We start from the raw sequence: 17,724 nt of genomic DNA on the forward strand, positions 1-17,724 counted from the left end.
TCCGACGGCACCCCTCGGGCCCGGTGACACCACCCCCCAGGTCATCCGTTCGACAGGGGGCAACAGTCATGCCGGGCCCGGAGGCCAGCGGCCCCATTGCAGGACCGCGAAAAACATAACGGGGCGGGCGGCGGGCGCCGGGGGGCGGGCGGCGGGCGGATCGGCGGCGAGGTCAGCGGTCAGGTCAGGTCAGGCCAGGCCAGATCAGGTCAGGTCAGGTCAGGTCAGGTCAGGTCAGGCCAGGCCAGATCAGGTCAGGTCAGGTCAGGTCGGATCAGCGGTGGGATCGGCGGGCAGGCACGTCGGGGTCAGGTCTCGGCACCGGGGCGGGTTCGTCCCGGGATGCCGGCCCGGCGCAGCGCGGACCGCCAGGACAGGGCGAGCACGACCTCGGCGACGCCGAGCAGGACCAGCCACAGGCCGAGGAGCCGCGTGAGGACCTGGGCGGACTCCGTGGGCAGGGCGAGCACGACGATCCCGGCGGTGATGCCGAGGACGGCGACCACCATGGCGACGCCGCGGTGCGGCATGTCCTTGGTGGCGACGGCCGCGTAGAAGCCCAGGATTCCGGACACCAGCCAGACCCCGCCGACGATCAGCGAGAGCGCGGCGATGGTCTGCAGCGGGTTCCGCAGGCACAGCACTCCGCCCAGGACGAACAGCAGGGCGACCAGCAGCCCCGCGACCCGCTCGCCCGCCTCTTCCCTGCCGAAGACGGCGACGAACCGGAAGGCGCCGATCACCAGCAGGTACAGGCCGAGGAGCACGGCCAGCACGTGCAGGGTCACGTCCGGCCAGACCAGGGCCAGGATTCCTGGAACGAGCGTGGCGATCGCCGCGCCCAGGACCCAGGTCCACGAACGGCCCAGGCGCGACAGCTGCTCCGCGGGGTCGGGCTGGCCGAAGGGGGCCGCCCCGCCGGCCGTCGGTTCGGGCCCGGCACCGCGTGCCGGGCCACTCGGCGTGGTCATGGCTCCTCCTCTCGTCAGGGCGGGCCGTTCCCCCCGATGGGCCGGGGAGGGGACCGGACCTGACTCCGTCCCTTCGAGCGTTCACCCGGTTCCCTTCCGTGGCCTCACCCGTTGCGGGTGAGGCCACGGAAGGGAACGGTCCGGCCAGGAAGGGAACGGCCCGGTCAGTGCTTCAGGATGATCTTGAACGAGATGATCAGCATGCCGAGCAGCAGGTTCACCGTGGCGGTGACCGCCATGAGCCGCGCGGTCGCACCGGCCCGCCGCGCGGCGGCCACCGACCAGCCGATCTGGCCGACCACCGCCACGCAGACCGCCAGCCAGAGCGTGCCCTCGATGTCCAGGCCCAGGAGCGGGCTGACGGCCACGGCGGCCGCGGGCGGGACGGCGGCCTTGACGATCGGCCACTCCTCCCGGCAGGCGTGCAGGACGGCGCGACGGTCCACGGTCCGTTCCACCAGCCGCGTGCCGAACAGTTCGGCGTGCACGTGGGCCGCCCAGAACACCACACCGGTGAGCAGGAGCAGCACCACCAGTTCCGCGCGCGGGAAGTTCCCCAGGGTGCCCGCGCCGATGACGACGGAGGCCGCGAGCATCGAACCGTAGACGCCGCCCGAGTAGTCGGCGTCGCGGCCGGTCGCGGAGGCGGGGGAACGCGTACGGGACATGGGGTCTCCCTGGGGTCCTGCGGGCCGACGGGTCCGGCGCCGGAACGGCCGGGTGCCGGACACCGGGCGCGGGCTTCCGCCGGCGCCGGCGCCCGGCGCACGTCTCCGCTCCCATTGCATCAGTGCGACCCGCCCCGCGCACCTCACCCGTGGCGCGGGCAGGGGCGGGACGTGGCCCGCCCGGACGGGCGGCGGCGCAGGTCCGGAACAAGATCGGTATCGTCCTCGCGACATCCGCTCCGCTTCTCCCGATCACACCGGACCTGCCCATGAACCGTCATCAAGGCCGCTCTCCCGGCCTCGCCGTACGCCGTCGCCCGCCTGCGCTTCCGGTCGCCCTGCTCACGGCCCTGTTCGCGGCCGTCCTGACCCTCGTCGCACCCGTCGCGCCGGCCCGCGCCGCCGACTGCGGCGGAGCGGGGGTGGAGCGCTTCGGGCCCGCCTCGCTGACCGGGGCGATCGTCGGCGCGACCGTGCACGAGGGGCGCGCCTACGTCGTCACCCGGGGCTTCAAGCCCCCGGTGCTCGCCGAGTACGACCTGGCGACGCGGAGGGTCGTCCGGGAGACGCCGATACCCGACGGTCCGGAGACCGGGGAGCCGGAGGGCGCGTGGGCCACCACCGTCTCGGGCGGCAAGATCTACGTCGGCACCTACCCCGTGCCGGACCTCTACCGCTTCGACCCGGCCACCGGGCAGATCGCCCGGGTGGCCTCGTTCGGCGTCAGCGGCGGCTTCGTCTGGAGCCTGGCCACCGCTCCGGACGGCAAGGTCTACGCGGGCACGTATCCGGACGGCAAGGTGCACGAGTACAACCCCGCCACCGGAGCGACCCGCGACTTCGGGGTGCTCGACGCGAAAGAGCACTACGTGCGCGGCGTGGACGTCGACGACACCTACGTGTACGCGGCCCTGCCCGACACCAAGAAGCTGGTATCGATCAACCGGTCCACGGGCGCGGTCAAGACCCTTGCCACGAGCGCGGCCGGCTTCTCCACCGTCTCCGTCGGCCGCACGCGGGTGCGCGCCGGAGCCGGCAGCACGCTGTACGACGTCAAGACGGACGGCACGGACCTCCGCACGGTGAACGTGGGCGCCTCCATCGACTCGTTCGGCCTGGCGCCCGACTACACCGCGTACGTCTCCACCCGCCCGAACGGCGAGATCTTCCGCTACCGCACGGCCGAGCCCCTGCAGTCGCTGGGCGTCCCGCGCTCCCAGGAGGAGACCCGCGGCCTGTTCCTCGACGGGAACACGCTGACCGGCTTCTCCGGCAGCGGCGGGATCTGGACGATGGACGTCACGACCGGCCGGTCGGAGTACACGAGCCTGCTCGACGCCGGTCTCACCGGCGGTGCCGAGCGTCCCCAGTCGGTCTTCCTCGACGCGGACCGCGGCAACGTCTGGGTCGGCGGCCACTTCTCCCTCACGGTGCACACGCCCGCCACGGGCGCCAGGACGACCGTCTGGGTACCGGGCGAGCCGAAGGCGCTGGCCCGTCGCGCCGACAAGCTCTACGCGGCGATCTACCCGAGCGGCGAGATCGTCGAGCTCGACCTCCAGGCGCCGCAGACCCCCCTGGTCTCCCTCGGCTACCTGGGACACGCCCAGCAGCGCCCTTGGGACATGGAGTACGACCCCGCCACCGACCGGCTCCTGGTGGCCAGTGCGCCGCTCGGCACCGGCACGCAGGGCGCGCTGTCCGTCGTCGACCCCGCCACGGGCACGAAGGACGTCTACCTGAACGTGATCCCCAACGAGAGCCTGATGAGCCTCAGCCTGGGCCCGGACGGCATCGTCTACCTGGGCGGCGACGTCCGGGGCGGCGGCTACGGCGACCCCGCGGACTGGAACGCCGCCGCCAGCGTCGCGGCCTTCGACCTGGCCACGCGCACCGTGAAGTGGGCGCTCGACCCGGTGGCGGGCAACCAGACGATCCAGGACATCAAGATCCACAACGGGATCCTGTACGGCATCTTCAAGCGGAACGCCGGCTGGTTCACGATGAACGCGTCGACCCGTCAGATCCTGGACAAGGGCACGCTGCCCGGTTACGGCGAGATCGAGGTGCACCAGGACAAGGTGTTCACGTCGACGTACTTCGGCGGCGGCAACGTGCACCTGCTCGGCCCCGGACTCGCGGATCCGCAGCTCGTCGCCACCGGCCTCGGCGACGACTGGTATACCGACCCGCAGCTCGCCTTCGTGCCGGGCAGTTGGAACGCCTGGGCGCTGGCCGGCCGCGACCTGGCCCGGCTGCGGCTCGACCCGGCATGCCCGCCGCTGACCGTCACTCCGTGACGCGGTGACACGGGTGGGGGCCGCGCCGCGGTGCGGCACGGCCCCTTTCGTGCGCCGGTCCGTCAGACCCCGGGGATCTGGCGGGCCTGGAAGGCCGCGCGGACGGCGTCCGCCGCGCTCTGGCCGTACATGCCGCGAGCCGTCGCGATGGTCTTGGCGGCCGCGTCCGAGAAGGAGGTGTCGGGCGCGAAGCCGAACTGGGCGTTCACGATGATCCGGTCGGCCGTCCGGGCGCCGAGCCGGCCACGGATGTCCCACAGGGCACGGGACCAGATCTCGCCGTCCGCGTGGACCTCGCCGACCCGGTCGGCATAGACCTTGTCGCCGTCGACAGTGCGCAGGCAGTGCGGGGCGGTGCTGTACGGGACGGAGTCCCAGTCGGCGACGCACGCGGGGTTCGCCTTCACCGGCCAGCCGTGGCGGGCGGCGGCGTTGCTGCCGACCGCGACGGCCAGGTAGTCGCCGAAGGCCTCGCCGATCGCGCCGGCCTCCGCAGAGCTGCCGAAGCCGGGCACCTGGGCCTCGTGCACGGCGTGCCCGTACTCGTGGACGATCACCTCGGCGTCCTCGGCGTCGTCGACGCCGCCCTTGCCGAAGCGGATCTCGTCCTTCTTGTCGGTGAAGAAGGAGTTGTCCGCACCCCACTGGTTGATGCGGACGGGCTGCTGCCGGTCGTTGGCGCCGGGCAGCTCGCTGCCGAAGCCGAGGCCCTGCAGGTACTCCTGGGCCTCGTTGACCCAGAAATAGGCCATGACCTGCTCGAACTGGTCGTCGTGCCGGTCGTACGTGCCGGCCTCGGCGGTCTTCGCCGAGGCGCCCGTGTCGGACCTGACGGAGGCCCAGCGGCCGGAGAGGCCGCCGCTGCCGTCGAGGTTGCGCAGCACGGCGGTGGCGTAGGCGCCGACGGGCACCGCGGTGGCGGAGTCCTTGGCGTCGGTGAGCAACTGGTCGCCCGAGGACTGCACGGGGTTGACCATGAAGATGCGGGCCTGCGGTCCGGCCGTGGCGGGGGCCTGCCCCGTGGCCGAGGCCGCTCCTGCCGGAGCGATCAGCGCCACGGTGGCGGTGGCCGCGGCTATCAGGCCGCGGGATGTGCGGCGAGCCATCAACGTCCTCCCGTTGGGGGGTGTGAGATGTGGGGGATGGCGTGGTGCGGCCGTGATCATCGCCCACGACCGGCCTCCGCGTCGAGGGTCAGGGCAGGAGAGCGGGCCGGGCCTCGCGGGCGAGCCCGTGGGCGAGGTCCGGCCACCAGGCGCCGGCCGGTGGATCGACGACGCCGTACTCGGGGTCGACGGTGCCGCCGGTGCCGCGGGTGCAGCGGCCGTCGGACTCCCCGATCGTCTTCACGTACAGGTACGCGTCGACGAGGGGGACGCCGGTGTCGGCGGTCGGGCGCGGGCCGATGCCGCGGCCGGGCGGGTTGCACCAGGTCTCGGGGTCGGCGTAGGCGCCGGCGGCGGGCTTCCAGGGGCCGAGGCCGTTGCGGCTGGTGTCGACGACGAAGTGGAGCAGCTCGCCTGCGGACGGGTGGCCGGCGGCCTGCTCGTACCAGGCGTCGGTCCAGTGCCAGGTGCTCGGGTCGTCGGGCGAGACGGCGTTGCCGGGCAGGCCGTCGTTGGGCGCGGCGGCCGAGTAGTACTGGTTGGCGCACCAGTCGGTGTGGCCGCGGGCCCAGTCGGGCCCCTCGGTGGCGAACCAGACGCAGGTGGCCACCCAGGTGCCGTACCGGGTGGACTGGTCGGTGGGCTGGAAGTTGGAGACGTTCAGGGCGAAGCCGTCGGCGCGTCCGGCACCGGCGTCGATGAGCCGCTGGGCGATGTCGCCGACGGCCCGCCACTGGCTGTTGCCGGCGTCGAGGTACACGGCGGTGCCCGTGTGGGCCTTGAGGGTGGTGACGGCGAAGTCGAGGTCGGCGAGCCGGGCGGCGGTGAGGGCGCCCGTCGGGTCGACGGCGCCCGCGCAGTCCTCGGGGAGGGCGGCGAGGCCGTCCGGCTCCAGGACCACGACGGCGTCCCGGTCCCCGATGCCGTCGGCGAGGGCGCTGATCCACTCCCGGTACGCGGCGGACGAGGCCGCGCCGCCACTGGAGTAGAGGCCGCAGTCGCGGCCGGGCACGTTGTACGCGACGAGTACGGGCAGCTGCCCGGCCGCGCGGGCCCTGACCACGAGGTCCGCCGCGTCGTCGCGGACCTGCTCGGGCGTGCCGCCGGTGAACCACTCGGCCTGCGGCAGTCCGGCGAGTGCCGTCATGCGGGCCGCGTCGTCGGTGTCGCCGGCAGCCCGGTCGACGAGCGCCTGCCGGGCGGCCCCGCTGTCGGGGTCCACGTAGAACCGGCTCGCGGGCGTGAGCGGCCCGGCGGCCGCGGGCTCCTCGGCCCCGGCCGCGGGGGCGACGGCGATCCAGGCGGCGCAGACGGCGAGCGCCGCCGCCAGTCGGGCGGCGCGCCGCCCTGGAATCCGGTCCTTCATGGAACGACCCTCCCTCGGTGTGATCGGGAGCAGCCTAGGCGGCCATGATCACTTCGGGGCGGGAACGGCCGGATCGGGCGGTACGCCCGGCGCGTGCGCCGGTGTACGGGGGCACGTGCGGGCGCTCAGTCCTGGCGGCTGCTCTCGTCCCTGAGCCACGTGTCGAAGTCGCGCTTCCTGATGGCTCTGCGCGCGCCGCGGCGGGCGGCGAGCGCGGCCGCGAGGAAGACGAACATCGCGGGGAGCAGGGCCGGTTCGGCGCGGAGGATCGCGCGCAGGTCACCCAGGCCGGTGCGGGCCGAGGGCGGCGCGGCGGGTGACGCGGCCCCCGCGGGGTCCGGTGCCCCGTCCGGGGGCGACTGGCGCTGGTGGTCCTCGAGTTGGGCCGTCGAGGTGGCCGCGCGGATCCGGCGCCGGACGAGGTCGGCCCAGGTGCGGGGCGGGCGGACCACGACGCGGGCGGCCGGGACCACGGCGCGTTCGGCCGGACCGAAGGCGAGCGAGGCGGCCAGGTCGTCGGCCATCAGGGGCGGCAGGGCCGCGATGCGGGCGTGGCCCTCACCGGACATGGCGATCACCCCGCGCCCGAACAGCCCGTCCCGTACGGCGGGAAGCCGCTGCCACACCCGGTAGTAGGCCCGGACCCGCCAGGAGCAGCCGGTCATCGGCAGCTCCCGCTCGGGCGCGGCGGCGAGGACGCCGCCGGGGCCGGCGAGCGCGTCGGTGAGGGCCCGTACGCCGGAGGCGCCGATCTCCACGTCGGCGTCGACGTAGATCCGCGGGAAGCCGTGGGCGTGCTCGTCGCCGAGGCGCAGGGCCTCGTGCTTGGAGGGGACGGGCGTCTCGACCACCCGGACCCGCGGCCCGCGCGCGGCGGCGACGTCGGCGGTGGCGTCCGTACAGCCGTTGCACACGACCAGGATGTCGAACTCCGGCTCGGAGGAGCCGTCCAGGAGGCCGTCCAGGAGGCGTCCGAGGGTGCGTTCCTCGTTGTGGGCGGGGATCACGATGCTGGGCACATGCACAGTATGACCAACCCGTCCCACTCTTACAGTTCCTTCAACTATCGGTAGGAGTTTCACACAACTGCTGGTTGGCCTGCCCCAGTTGGTCTAGATTGAGCGCTGCCGAACCCGCTCGGTCGCGAACACCCTCGTGTCCCGGGCGGTTTCTGCGTCCTGTGCGGACCCGGCCGTGGCTGGGGAGACTTGCGTCCTCGGTCCGCACCGTTCAGTCAGGCGGAAGAGCCGCGTACCCTTGCCGACCGTCGCCGCCCTTCCCCTGCCCATGAGCCGTGCGCTCATGGGCGAATCGGGGGAAAGGCCGCGAGGGGTCCGACGGGGTGCGCGCGAAGCGCCCTTGGGGGGAATGGATGACCGTCCTGCCGGTCACGCATGAGCGGCATCGTGTCGAATCCACACACGTCGACGTCCAACGCCTGTGGTGGCGAAGGAGACATCAGACAGCGCTGCTGGTCGCGGACGCCGCCGCGGCCGTCGCCGCCGCGGTGCTCGTGCTGCGGGCGGGCGGCGGCCACTGGCCTGTCGTCCTCGCCCTGCCGCCGGCCTGGTTGGTCGTGCTGTACGCCCACCGGGCGCACGCACGCAACACGCTCGGCTCCGGGACCGAGGTCTACCGGCGCGTACTGCGCGGCACGCTGGTCCTGCCGGCCCTGGCCGCGGGCATCGGCTGGGGGATCGCGGGCGATCTCGATCTGCTGCACGAGATGATCCTGGCGGCCCCGGCGGCCGCCGCGCTGTCCCTGGCGGCCCGGTTCGCGCTGCGGCAGCGGCTGCGCCGTGACTGGGCGCGCGGCGAGAACCGTACGACCGCGGTCCTCGTCGGCCCGTCGGCCGGCGTCGCCGAACTGCTCACGGCACTGCTGCGCGACGCGCGGCCCGGCGCTCCCGCGGCGGCCGTGCTCCAGGGCATGGACATCGCCGGGGTGTGCCTCACCGATCCGGCGAACGCCAAGGAGATCGACGCCCTCGGGGTGCCGGTGCTCGGCGGCGTCGACGAAGTCCCGGGCGCCATCCGGACGTTCCGCGGCTCCACGGCCGTGGTGGTGCTGCCGGCTCCGGAGATCGACGCGGCCCTGCTGCGCCGGCTCTCCTGGAGCACGGCCGCCGCGGGCGGCGACTTCCTGCTCGCGCCCGCGTTCGGCGACGTGGCGGCCGCGCGGCTGGAGGTCCGGCCGATCGGCGGCGTGCCGCTGATCCACGTCCGGGCGCCGCGGCTCTCCCGGCTCGCCCGGCTCCCGAAGGAGCTGGCCGAACGTCTGATCGCCGCGGTGCTGCTGGTGCTCCTGTCCCCGCTGATCTGCGTGGTCGCGGTGACGGTGCGGCTCGGCAGCCGGGGACCCGCCTTCTTCCGGCAGGTGCGGGTGGGCCTGCACGGCAAGCAGTTCACCATGCTGAAGTTCCGCACGATGCGGCCCGACGCGGAGGCCCTGCGGGCGGAGCTCGCGGACGCCAACCACAACAGCGACGGACTGCTCTTCAAGGTCCGCGAGGACCCGCGGGTGACCAAGGTGGGCGCCACGCTGCGCCGTTACTCGCTGGACGAACTGCCGCAGCTGATCAATGTGCTGAGCGGCCGGATGTCGCTGATCGGGCCGCGTCCGCCGCTGCCCGAGGAGGTCGCCGGCTACAGCCACGAGGTCCGGCGCCGCCTGCTCGTGAAGCCCGGACTCACCGGCCTGTGGCAGGTCAGCGGCCGCTCCGACCTGCCGTGGGACGAGGCCGTACGGCTCGACCTGGCGTACGTCGACAACTGGTCGCTCGGCCTCGACGCGGTGATCCTGCTCCGCACAGGTCCCGCCGTCCTGCGCGGCACGGGTGCCTACTGACATGCGCACACACCAGCCCACCGACCTGGGCACCGACCTGGAGGGGAACACGTTGAACGACGCCGCCCGACCCGACGAGCGACTGGGAGTCGCCGTCATAGGCGCCGGCTACTGGGGCCCCAACCTCGTGCGCAACTTCCAGTCCAGCGACCGCTTCCGGCTGCGCTGGCTGTGCGACCTCGACGTCACGCGCGCCCAGCGGGTCCTCGGCGGGTACTCGACGGTGCAGGCCACCGCCGACTACGCGGCGGTCCTGGCCGACCCCGAGGTGCACGCCGTCGCGGTCGCCACACCGGCCGGCACGCACCTGGACGTGGCGCTCGCCGCGCTGCGCGCCGGCAAGCACGTCCTCGTCGAGAAGCCGCTCGCCACCACCTACGCCGACGGGGCGCGCCTGGTCGCCGAGGCCGAGGAGCGTGGTCTGACGCTGATGTGCGACCACACCTACTGCTACACGCCGGCCGTGGCCAAGATCCGCGAGCTGGTGCACGAGGGCGCGCTCGGGGACATCCACTACGTGGACTCGGTGCGGATCAACCTCGGTCTGGTCCAGAAGGACATCGACGTGCTGTGGGACCTCGCCCCGCACGACCTGTCCATCCTCGACTTCATCCTGCCCGAGCACGTGGAGCCGGTGGCGGTCGCCGCGCACGGCGCGGACCCGATCGGCGCGGGCCAGGACTGCATCACGTACCTCACCCTGCAGCTCAACACGGGCGCCATCGCGCACGTGCACGTCAACTGGCTCTCCCCCACCAAGGTGCGCACCACCATGGTCGGCGGCGCCAAGCGCACCCTGATCTGGGACGACCTGAACCCGGCGCAGCGCGTCGCGGTCTTCGACCGCGGGGTGGACCTGGCGACCCCGCAGGACCTGGGCGCGGACGAGCGCCGCGAGGCCCTCATCTCGTACCGGAGCGGCGACATGGTCGCCCCCGCGATCGGCGAGAAGGAGGCGCTGCGCAGCATGGTCGACGAGTTCGCGGCGTCGATCACCGAGGGGCGGGCGCCGCTGACCGACGGGCGGGCGGGCCTGCGGGTCCTGGACATTCTGGAGGCGGCCTCGCGGAGCCTGGAGTTCCGTGGTGCGGTCGTCGGCCTGCGGACCGGTGCCGACCGGTCCCTGAAGCACGCGAACGAAGCGGTGGGAGAACGGCGTTGAGCGACATTCGGGACAAGCGGATCCTGGTCACCGGCGGTGCCGGCACCATCGGCTCCCACGTGACGGACCTGCTGGTCGAGGGGGGTGCGCGCGAGGTCGTCGTGCTCGACAACTTCGTGCGCGGCCGTCGGGCCAACCTGGCCCGGGCGATGGCGAGCGGGCGGGTCGAACTCGTCGAGGGCGACATCCGTGACGCGGCGACCGTGCGCCGGGTCACGGAGGGCGCCGACCTCGTCTACCACCTGGCGGCGATCCGCATCACCCAGTGCGCGGAGGAGCCACGGCTGGCCAACGAGGTGATGGTCTACGGCACGTTCAACGTGCTGGAGGCCGCGGCCGCCGCCGGGGTGGGCAAGGTGATCGCCTCGTCCTCGGCGTCCGTGTACGGCCTGGCCGAGCAGTTCCCGACCACCGAGCGGCACCACCCGTACAACAACGACACCTTCTACGGGGCGGCGAAGGCCTTCAACGAGGGCATGCTGCGCAGCTTCCACTCCATGTACGGCCTGGACTATGTGGCCCTGCGCTACTTCAACGTCTACGGGCCGCGGATGGACATCCACGGTCTGTACACCGAGGTGCTGATCCGCTGGATGGAGCGGATCGCTTCGGGCGAGCCGCCGCTGATCCTCGGCGACGGCACGCAGACGATGGACTTCGTCGACGTCCGTGACATCGCGCGCGCCAACATCCTGGCCGCCCGCGCGGACCTCACGGACGAGGTGTTCAACGTGGCGAGTTCCACGGAGACCTCGCTGCGCGAGCTCGCCGACGCGCTGCTCGACGTGATGGGCTCCGACCTGGAGCCGGTGCACGGCCCGGCGCGGGCGGTCAACGGGGTGACCCGGCGGCTCGCCGACACCACGCTGGCCGAGGAGCGGCTCGGCTTCAAGGCCGAGATCGACCTGCGCACCGGCCTGAAGGACCTGGTCGACTGGTGGCGGGCGGAGAAGGGCGCGACCGCGACGGACGCCGAGCAGGCACCGGTGCGGATCCCCGTGATGGTGCCGTGGCTGGGCGAGGAGGAGGCGACCGCCGCCGCCGAGGCCGTGCGGTCCGGCTGGGTCGCCCAGGGTCCCCGGGTCGCCGACTTCGAGCAGGCCTTCGCGGAGCGGGTCGGCGCCCGGCACGGCGTGGCCGTCAGCTCCTGCACGACCGCCCTGCACCTGGCGCTCGTCGCCCTCGGGGTCGGTCCCGGCGACGAGGTCGTCGTCCCGTCGCTGTCCTTCATCGCCACCGCCAACGCCGTGCGGTACGTGGGCGCCGAGCCGGTCTTCGCGGACGTCGACCTCGCCACCGGCAATCTCACCGCGGCGACGGTGGACGCGGTCCGCACCGGGCACACCAAGGCCGTCCTGGTCGTCCACCAGGGCGGGGTGCCCGCGGACGTGGAGGAGCTGCGGGAGGCCTGCGCGGCCTGGGGACTGCCGCTGGTGGAGGACGCGGCCTGCGCGATCGGCTCGACCGTCGCCGGCGGTTCCGTCGGCCGGGGCGCGCTGCTCGCCGCCTGGTCGTTCCACCCGCGCAAGCTGCTCACCACCGGCGAGGGCGGCATGATCACCACCGACGACGCCGAGTGGGCGGCACGACTGCGCCGGCTGCGCGAGCACGGGATGAACGTGTCGGCCGCGGAGCGGCACGCGAGCGGCAAACCGGTCCTGGAGAGCTACCTGGAGACCGGGTTCAACTACCGGATGACCGACATCCAGGCCGCGGTCGGCCTGGCCCAGCTGGCCAAGCTCGACGCGATGGTGGCGCGGCGCAGGGAACTCGGCGCCCGCTACGCCGAGTTGCTCGCCGACGTGCCCGGCCTGGAGCCCGTGCGGGACCCGGAGCACGGCGCGGGCAACTTCCAGTCGTACTGGGTGCTGCTGGCCGAGGACTTCCCGGTGAGCCGCGACGAGCTGCTCGCGCTGCTCGCCGAGGCCGGGGTCTCGGCCCGCCGCGGCATCATGGCCAGCCACCTCGAACCCGCCTACGAGGGGCACCCGGCGGCGGCGCTCCCGGTCACCGAGCGGATCAGCCGCGACTCGCTGATCCTGCCGCTGTTCCACACCATGACCGAGCAGCAGCAGGACCACGTGGTCGCCGTGCTGCGGGACGCGGCGGCGCGTCCGTGACCCAGCTCGTGATCATCGGCGCCGGCGGCTTCGCGCGGGAGACCGCGCAGGCCGCCCGCGCCGCGGGCCTGCCGCTGGCGGGCCATCTCGACGACGACCCGGCGCTGCACGGCGTCGAGGTCGACGGCGTGCCCGTGCTCGGGGGCACCGAGCGGGCGGCGGAGCTGCCGAACGCGTCCTTCGTGGTGTGCGTCGGCAGCCCGCGCGACTACGCGTCCCGGGCGCGGGTGGTGCGGCGGCTCGCCCTGCCCGAGCACCGCTACACCACGGTGGTCCACCCGACCGCCGCGGTCGCGGCGAGCTCCACGGTCGGGCCCGGCACGGTGCTGCTGGCCCACACCGTGCTGACCGCGGCCGTGCGGGTGGGCCGGCACGTCGCGGTGATGCCGCAGACGGTCCTCACCCACGACGACGACGTCGCGGACTTCGCCACCCTGGCCTCGGGCGTACGACTCGGCGGCGGCGCCCGGATCGGCCGGGGCGCGTACCTGGGGGCGGGTGCCCTGGTCCGCGAGGGCACGGCGGTCGGCGCCTGGTCGCTGGTCGGCATGGGCTCCGTGGTCCTCGGCGACGTGCCCCCGGGCCAGGTGTGGGCGGGCTCTCCGGCCCGTCTGCTGCGCCCGGCGCCGCCCTCCGCACTCGACGAACTGCACGACCGAAGCGACGACGGCATCGACCAGGGGGACCTGCCGGTCCCGGCACGAGGAGCGAACGCATGAACCAGATTCCCCTGGTGGACCTGAAGGCCGCCCACGCGGAGGTCGCGGAGGAGATACGCGTCGGCTTCGACCGGGTCCTCGCGAACACCGCCTTCATCGGCGGCGAGGAGGTCGCCGCCTTCGAGCGCGAGTACGCCGAGTTCGGCGGCGTCGCGCACGTCGTGGGCGTGGCCAACGGCACCGACGCCCTGGAGCTGGCGCTGCGCGCGAGCGGCGTCGGGGCGGGCGACGAGGTCGTGCTGCCCGCGAACACCTTCATCGCCACCGCCGGAGCGGTCGCCAGGACCGGCGCCCGCGCGGTCCTGGTCGACTGCGACCCCGACACCCTGCTGATCGATCCCCGGGCCGCCCGTGCCGCGGTCGGCGGGGCCACCAAGGCCGTGGTGCCCGTCCACCTGTACGGGCAGTGCGCCGACGTCGCCGCCCTCGCCGAGGGGCTGCCCGCGCACGTACGCATCGTGGAGGACGCCGCCCAGAGCCAGGGCGCGAGCCGGCACGGGCGTACCCCGGGCAGCGGAGGCATCGCCGCCACCAGCTTCTACCCGGGCAAGAACCTCGGCGCCTACGGGGACGCGGGCGCGGTCCTCACCGACGACGCCGAGGCCGCCGCCCTGGTGCGGGCCGTCGCCAACCACGGCGGGGTCCACAAGTACCGGCACGACGTCCCCGGCTTCAACAGCCGGCTCGACGGCCTGCAGGCCGTCGTGCTGCGCGCGAAGCTGCGCAGGCTCGCGGCCGGCAACGAGGCCCGGCGGACGGCGGCGGCGCGCTACGACGAGCTGCTCGCCCCCCTCGCCGGCACCGGCCGCGTGGTCCGCCCCACGACGGCCGACGGCAACGCGCACGTGTGGCACCTGTACGTGGTGCGCGTGCCGGGCGCCGACCGGGACGCGGTGGTGGGCAAGCTCAACGCGAGCGGCATCGGGGCGGGTGTGCACTACCCGGCGCCCGTGCACCTGACGCCCGCCTACCGCCATCTCGGCCATGAGCGCGGGGACTTCCCGCACGCCGAGCGGGCGGCCGACGAGATCCTGTCGCTGCCGCTGTTCCCGCAGATCACCCACGACCAGCAGCGACAGGTCGTGGACGCACTGGTGAATGCCCTGAACTAGGGCCCGCTCCCCCACCCCGGCCGGTAGGCCTGGACCTGTACTGCCCGTGAAAGGTACAGCGATGCAAAACCACTTCCGTCGGGCCAGAGGCGCCGTGTTCGCCCTGGCCGCGGCGCTGACAGCGATCTTCTTGCCGCCGGGCGGAGAGGCGAGCGCGCTCGCCGATCCCTGCGGAACGGGCAGTAATCCCATCGTCTGCGAGAACTCCAAGCCGGGCACACCCATGTCCGACTGGTTCGCGGGCAGCTCCTGGGGCGACATCGCGGGATTCCCCACCAAGATGAGCCTCCAGGCCGGGGAGACCCTCCAGTTCAAGGTCCAGTCCCCCTCTTCGTACCGCGTGAAGATCTACCGGCTCGGCTGGTACGGCGGTGACGGCGCGCGGCTGATCTCCACGGAGGCCCAGGCCGCCCAGACCTACCCCGCCACCTACCTGACGCAGCGTCCCAGCTGTGTGAAGGACCAGCCGACCGGCCTGATGGACTGCGGCAACTGGCCCACCACGGTGAGCTGGACGGTGCCGAACGACGCGGTCTCGGGCCTCTACGTGGCCAACTTCGACCAGGCGGACGGCAACGGCCTCATGCCGTACCCCTTCGTGGTGCGCAACGACGCCAGCCACTCCGACGTCGTCGTGCAGACCTCGGACCAGACCTGGCAGGCGTACAACGACTGGGGCGGCACCAACCTCTACGACGGGCAGGGGCCGGCGCCGGACGGGCGGGCCTACAAGGTCAGTTACAACCGCCCGATGGACATCGGCGGCGAGAACGGCATCTACGGCTCCGAGTACGAGATGATCTCGTGGCTGGAGCGCAACGGCTACGACCTGAGCTACGTCTCCGGTCTGGACACGGCCACCCGGGGCTCCTCCCTGCTCGCGAACCACAAGATGTTCATGTCGCAGGGGCACGACGAGTACTGGACGCAGGAGCAGTTCACCAACGTGCTCAACGCCCGCAAGGCGGGCCAGCACCAGACGTACTTCGCCGGCAACGAGGTCTTCTGGAAGACCCGCCTCGAGCCGAGCATCGACGGCAGCGGCACGGCGAACCGGACCCTGGTCTGCTACAAGGAGACCAAGCTCAAGTTCCCGACCCCGAACGGCGTCCCCGACCCGAGCAACGTGTGGACGGGGACCTGGATGGACCCGGACAGCACGAAGGAGGGCGAGCCCTACCGGCCGCAGAACATCCTCACCGGCTCGCTGTTCCAGGTGAACGGCCCGCGCAACGACGCCATCACCGTGCCCGCCGCGTTCGCGAAGATGCGCCTGTGGCGCAACACCACGGTCGCCGGCCTGACCGGCAACCAGGTCGCCACCTTCCCGCAGGGCACCCTCGGCTACGAGTGGGACAGCGACATCGAGAACGCCTCCCGGCCGTCCGGCCAGATCAGGCTCTCCTCGACCACCGTCGACGTGAACGACGGCAACTACCTGCTCGACTGGGGCAACTACTACGGCAACGGCACGGCGACCCACAGCCTGGTCGCCTTCCGTGACCAGACCTCGAACGCCCTGGTCTTCGGCACCGGGACCGTCCAGTGGTCCTGGGGTCTGACCAACGTCCCGACGGCCGACCCGAACGGCGGCGTGGTCACCGAGGACAAGCGGATGCAGCAGGCCACCGTGAACGTCCTGGCCGACATGGGCATCCAGCCGAAGTCCCTGCAGTCCGGGCTCGTCACGGCCTCCGCCTCCACCGACACCACCGGGCCGGCCGTCACGGTCACCAGCCCGGCCGCCAACGCCTCCGTCCCGGCGCTGCGTCAGATCACCGTCACCGGCACCGCCGCGGACTCGGGCGGCGGCGTGGTCGCCCGGGTGGAGGTCTCCACCGACGGCGGCACCACCTGGAAGGCGGCCGAGGGCACGGGCTCCTGGAGCTACAAGTGGACCCCGATCGCCGAGGGTCCGGTCCAGCTCAAGGTCCGCGCCGTGGACGACAGCGTCAACATCGGCAACGCCACCACCGTCCCGCTGACCGTGGCGCAGCAGCAGTGCCCGTGCACGGTGTGGCCGGCGACGGCCGCCCCGACCAAGCCCAACGGCGGCGACGGCAGCTCGGTCGAGCTCGGCGTGAAGGTCCGCAGCTCGGTGCCGGGCACGATCACCGGCGTCCGCTTCTACAAGTCGAGCGCCAACACCGGTACGCACAAGGGAAGTCTGTGGTCCGCCGGCGGTCAGCTCCTCGCGACCGGCACGTTCACCAACGAGACGGCCTCCGGCTGGCAGGAGCTGAAGTTCGCCACCCCCGTGCCGGTGAAGGCGAACACCACCTACATCGCCTCGTACTTCGCGCCGAACGGCGGATACTCCTACGACGCGCACTACTTCACGGACAAGGCCGCGGGGCTCGCCCCGCTGACGGCCCTGCAGTCCGGCACCGACGGCGGCAACGGCGTCTACCGGTACGGGTCCGCCGGAGGCTTCCCCAACCAGGCGGCCTCGGGCAGCAACTACTGGGTGGACGCCATCCTGGAGACCGGCTCGGCCAGTACCGTGCCGCCGACCGTCACCGGCCGCACTCCGGCCGCCGGCGCCACCGGCGTGTCGATCACGGCCCCGCTGTCGGCCACCTTCAACCAGAGCATCGACAGCGGCACCCTGGTGTTCACCGTGAAGGGCCCCGGCGGCGCGGCCGTCCCGGGCCGGGCCACGCTCGACGGCGACGGGAAGACCGCGGCCTTCACCCTCAACAGCCAGCTGGCGCTGGGCACCACGTACACGGCCTCCGTGCAGGCGGCCGACCTGTGGGGCAACGCGATGGCCGACCCGGTCACGTGGACCTTCACGACCAGCTCGACCCCGCCGCCCACCGCCTGCCCGTGCACCCTGTGGAGCGCGCAGACCGTGCCCCTGAAGCCGGCGGAGACCGGTGACGGCAACTCCCTGGAGCTGGGCACCCGTTTCCAGTCCTCGATCGCCGGCAAGGTCACCGGCATCACCTTCTACAAGGGCGCGACCAACACCGGCAGCCACACCGGCAGCCTGTGGGCCGCCGACGGCACCCTGCTGGCCACCGGCACCTTCAGCGGTGAGACGGCCACCGGCTGGCAGACGCTGACCTTCGCCACTCCGGTCACGATCACCGCCGGCACCACCTACGTGGCCTCGTACCACGCGCCCAACGGCAACTACGCCTCGGATCCCGGATACTTCACGGGCACGCACCTGAACTACCCGCTGTCGGCACCCGCCGACGCCAGCGGCAGCGCCAACGGCCTCTACCGGTACGGCGCCACGAGCGCCTTCCCGAACGGCTCCTACAACTCCACCAACTACTGGGTCGGCCCGGTCTTCACGACCGACTGACCGCCCGACCGACCGATCCACCCGACCGAAAACGGG

Annotated in this window: 12 protein-coding genes; 7 read left to right on the top strand and 5 right to left on the bottom strand. The window is 73.0% G+C overall.

What is annotated here, in order from left to right; all coding sequences use genetic code 11:
• Nucleotides 1–308 precede the first annotated feature (308 nt).
• Both AB0M16_RS22345 and AB0M16_RS22350 read right to left on the bottom strand, forming a co-directional pair.
• Nucleotides 309–971 carry a DUF308 domain-containing protein gene (locus AB0M16_RS22345; protein ID WP_365345510.1) on the bottom strand — a complete coding sequence of 221 codons (663 nt, stop codon included), beginning with the start codon at nt 969–971 and terminating at the stop codon, nt 309–311.
• A gap of 164 nt (nt 972–1,135) precedes the next feature.
• Entirely contained in the window at nt 1,136–1,639 is a 504-nt protein-coding gene (locus AB0M16_RS22350) for a hypothetical protein (RefSeq protein WP_365345512.1), read from the bottom strand.
• Between the two features lie 269 nt (nt 1,640–1,908).
• Here AB0M16_RS22350 and AB0M16_RS22355 point away from each other — a divergent pair, with 269 nt between their 5' ends.
• Nucleotides 1,909–3,939, top strand: coding sequence for a hypothetical protein (locus tag AB0M16_RS22355; RefSeq protein WP_365345514.1), 2,031 nt, complete (start codon nt 1,909–1,911; stop codon nt 3,937–3,939).
• 62 nt (nt 3,940–4,001) lie between these two features.
• Here the strand turns inward: AB0M16_RS22355 and AB0M16_RS22360 are convergent, their stop codons facing one another.
• From AB0M16_RS22360 to AB0M16_RS22370, 3 genes are all read right to left on the bottom strand, one after another.
• Nucleotides 4,002–5,045 carry a M36 family metallopeptidase gene (locus tag AB0M16_RS22360; protein WP_365345516.1) on the bottom strand — a complete coding sequence of 348 codons (1,044 nt, stop codon included), beginning with the start codon at nt 5,043–5,045 and terminating at the stop codon, nt 4,002–4,004.
• A gap of 88 nt (nt 5,046–5,133) precedes the next feature.
• A complete protein-coding gene (locus AB0M16_RS22365) occupies nt 5,134–6,411 on the bottom strand; it encodes a glycoside hydrolase family 6 protein (RefSeq protein ID WP_365345518.1) in 1,278 nt (425 codons plus the stop codon).
• A 125-nt stretch (nt 6,412–6,536) separates the two neighbouring features.
• Complete coding sequence (locus AB0M16_RS22370) at nt 6,537–7,430, bottom strand: glycosyltransferase (RefSeq protein WP_365345520.1); 894 nt, start codon at nt 7,428–7,430, stop codon at nt 6,537–6,539.
• A gap of 353 nt (nt 7,431–7,783) precedes the next feature.
• Here AB0M16_RS22370 and AB0M16_RS22375 point away from each other — a divergent pair, with 353 nt between their 5' ends.
• The 6 genes from AB0M16_RS22375 to AB0M16_RS22400 all read left to right on the top strand — a co-directional run bounded on the left by AB0M16_RS22375 (nt 7,784) and on the right by AB0M16_RS22400 (nt 17,688).
• Nucleotides 7,784–9,259 (top strand): sugar transferase, encoded by a 1,476-nt coding sequence (locus AB0M16_RS22375; RefSeq protein ID WP_365345522.1) that lies wholly within the window; start codon nt 7,784–7,786, stop codon nt 9,257–9,259.
• Between the two features lies 1 nt (nt 9,260).
• Nucleotides 9,261–10,421: a Gfo/Idh/MocA family oxidoreductase gene (locus AB0M16_RS22380; protein WP_365345524.1), complete on the top strand. Its 1,161-nt coding sequence runs from the start codon at nt 9,261–9,263 to the stop codon at nt 10,419–10,421.
• Nucleotides 10,418–12,541, top strand: coding sequence for an aminotransferase class I/II-fold pyridoxal phosphate-dependent enzyme (locus AB0M16_RS22385; protein ID WP_365345526.1), 2,124 nt, complete (start codon nt 10,418–10,420; stop codon nt 12,539–12,541). The genes AB0M16_RS22380 and AB0M16_RS22385 overlap by 4 nt, the downstream gene beginning before the upstream one ends.
• The gene (locus tag AB0M16_RS22390; protein ID WP_365345527.1) at nt 12,538–13,260 is read left to right on the top strand and encodes a NeuD/PglB/VioB family sugar acetyltransferase; all 723 of its coding nucleotides are present in this window, start codon (nt 12,538–12,540) and stop codon (nt 13,258–13,260) included. Before AB0M16_RS22385 ends, AB0M16_RS22390 begins: the two co-directional genes overlap by 4 nt.
• Nucleotides 13,257–14,372 (top strand): DegT/DnrJ/EryC1/StrS family aminotransferase, encoded by a 1,116-nt coding sequence (locus AB0M16_RS22395; protein WP_365345529.1) that lies wholly within the window; start codon nt 13,257–13,259, stop codon nt 14,370–14,372. The genes AB0M16_RS22390 and AB0M16_RS22395 overlap by 4 nt, the downstream gene beginning before the upstream one ends.
• A 61-nt stretch (nt 14,373–14,433) precedes the next feature.
• Nucleotides 14,434–17,688, top strand: coding sequence for a DUF4082 domain-containing protein (locus AB0M16_RS22400; RefSeq protein WP_365345531.1), 3,255 nt, complete (start codon nt 14,434–14,436; stop codon nt 17,686–17,688).
• The last annotated feature ends 36 nt before the right edge of the window (nt 17,689–17,724 follow it).

This window comes from Streptomyces sp. NPDC051921, assembly GCF_040680975.1.
Taxonomy (GTDB): Bacteria; Actinomycetota; Actinomycetes; order Streptomycetales; family Streptomycetaceae; genus Streptomyces.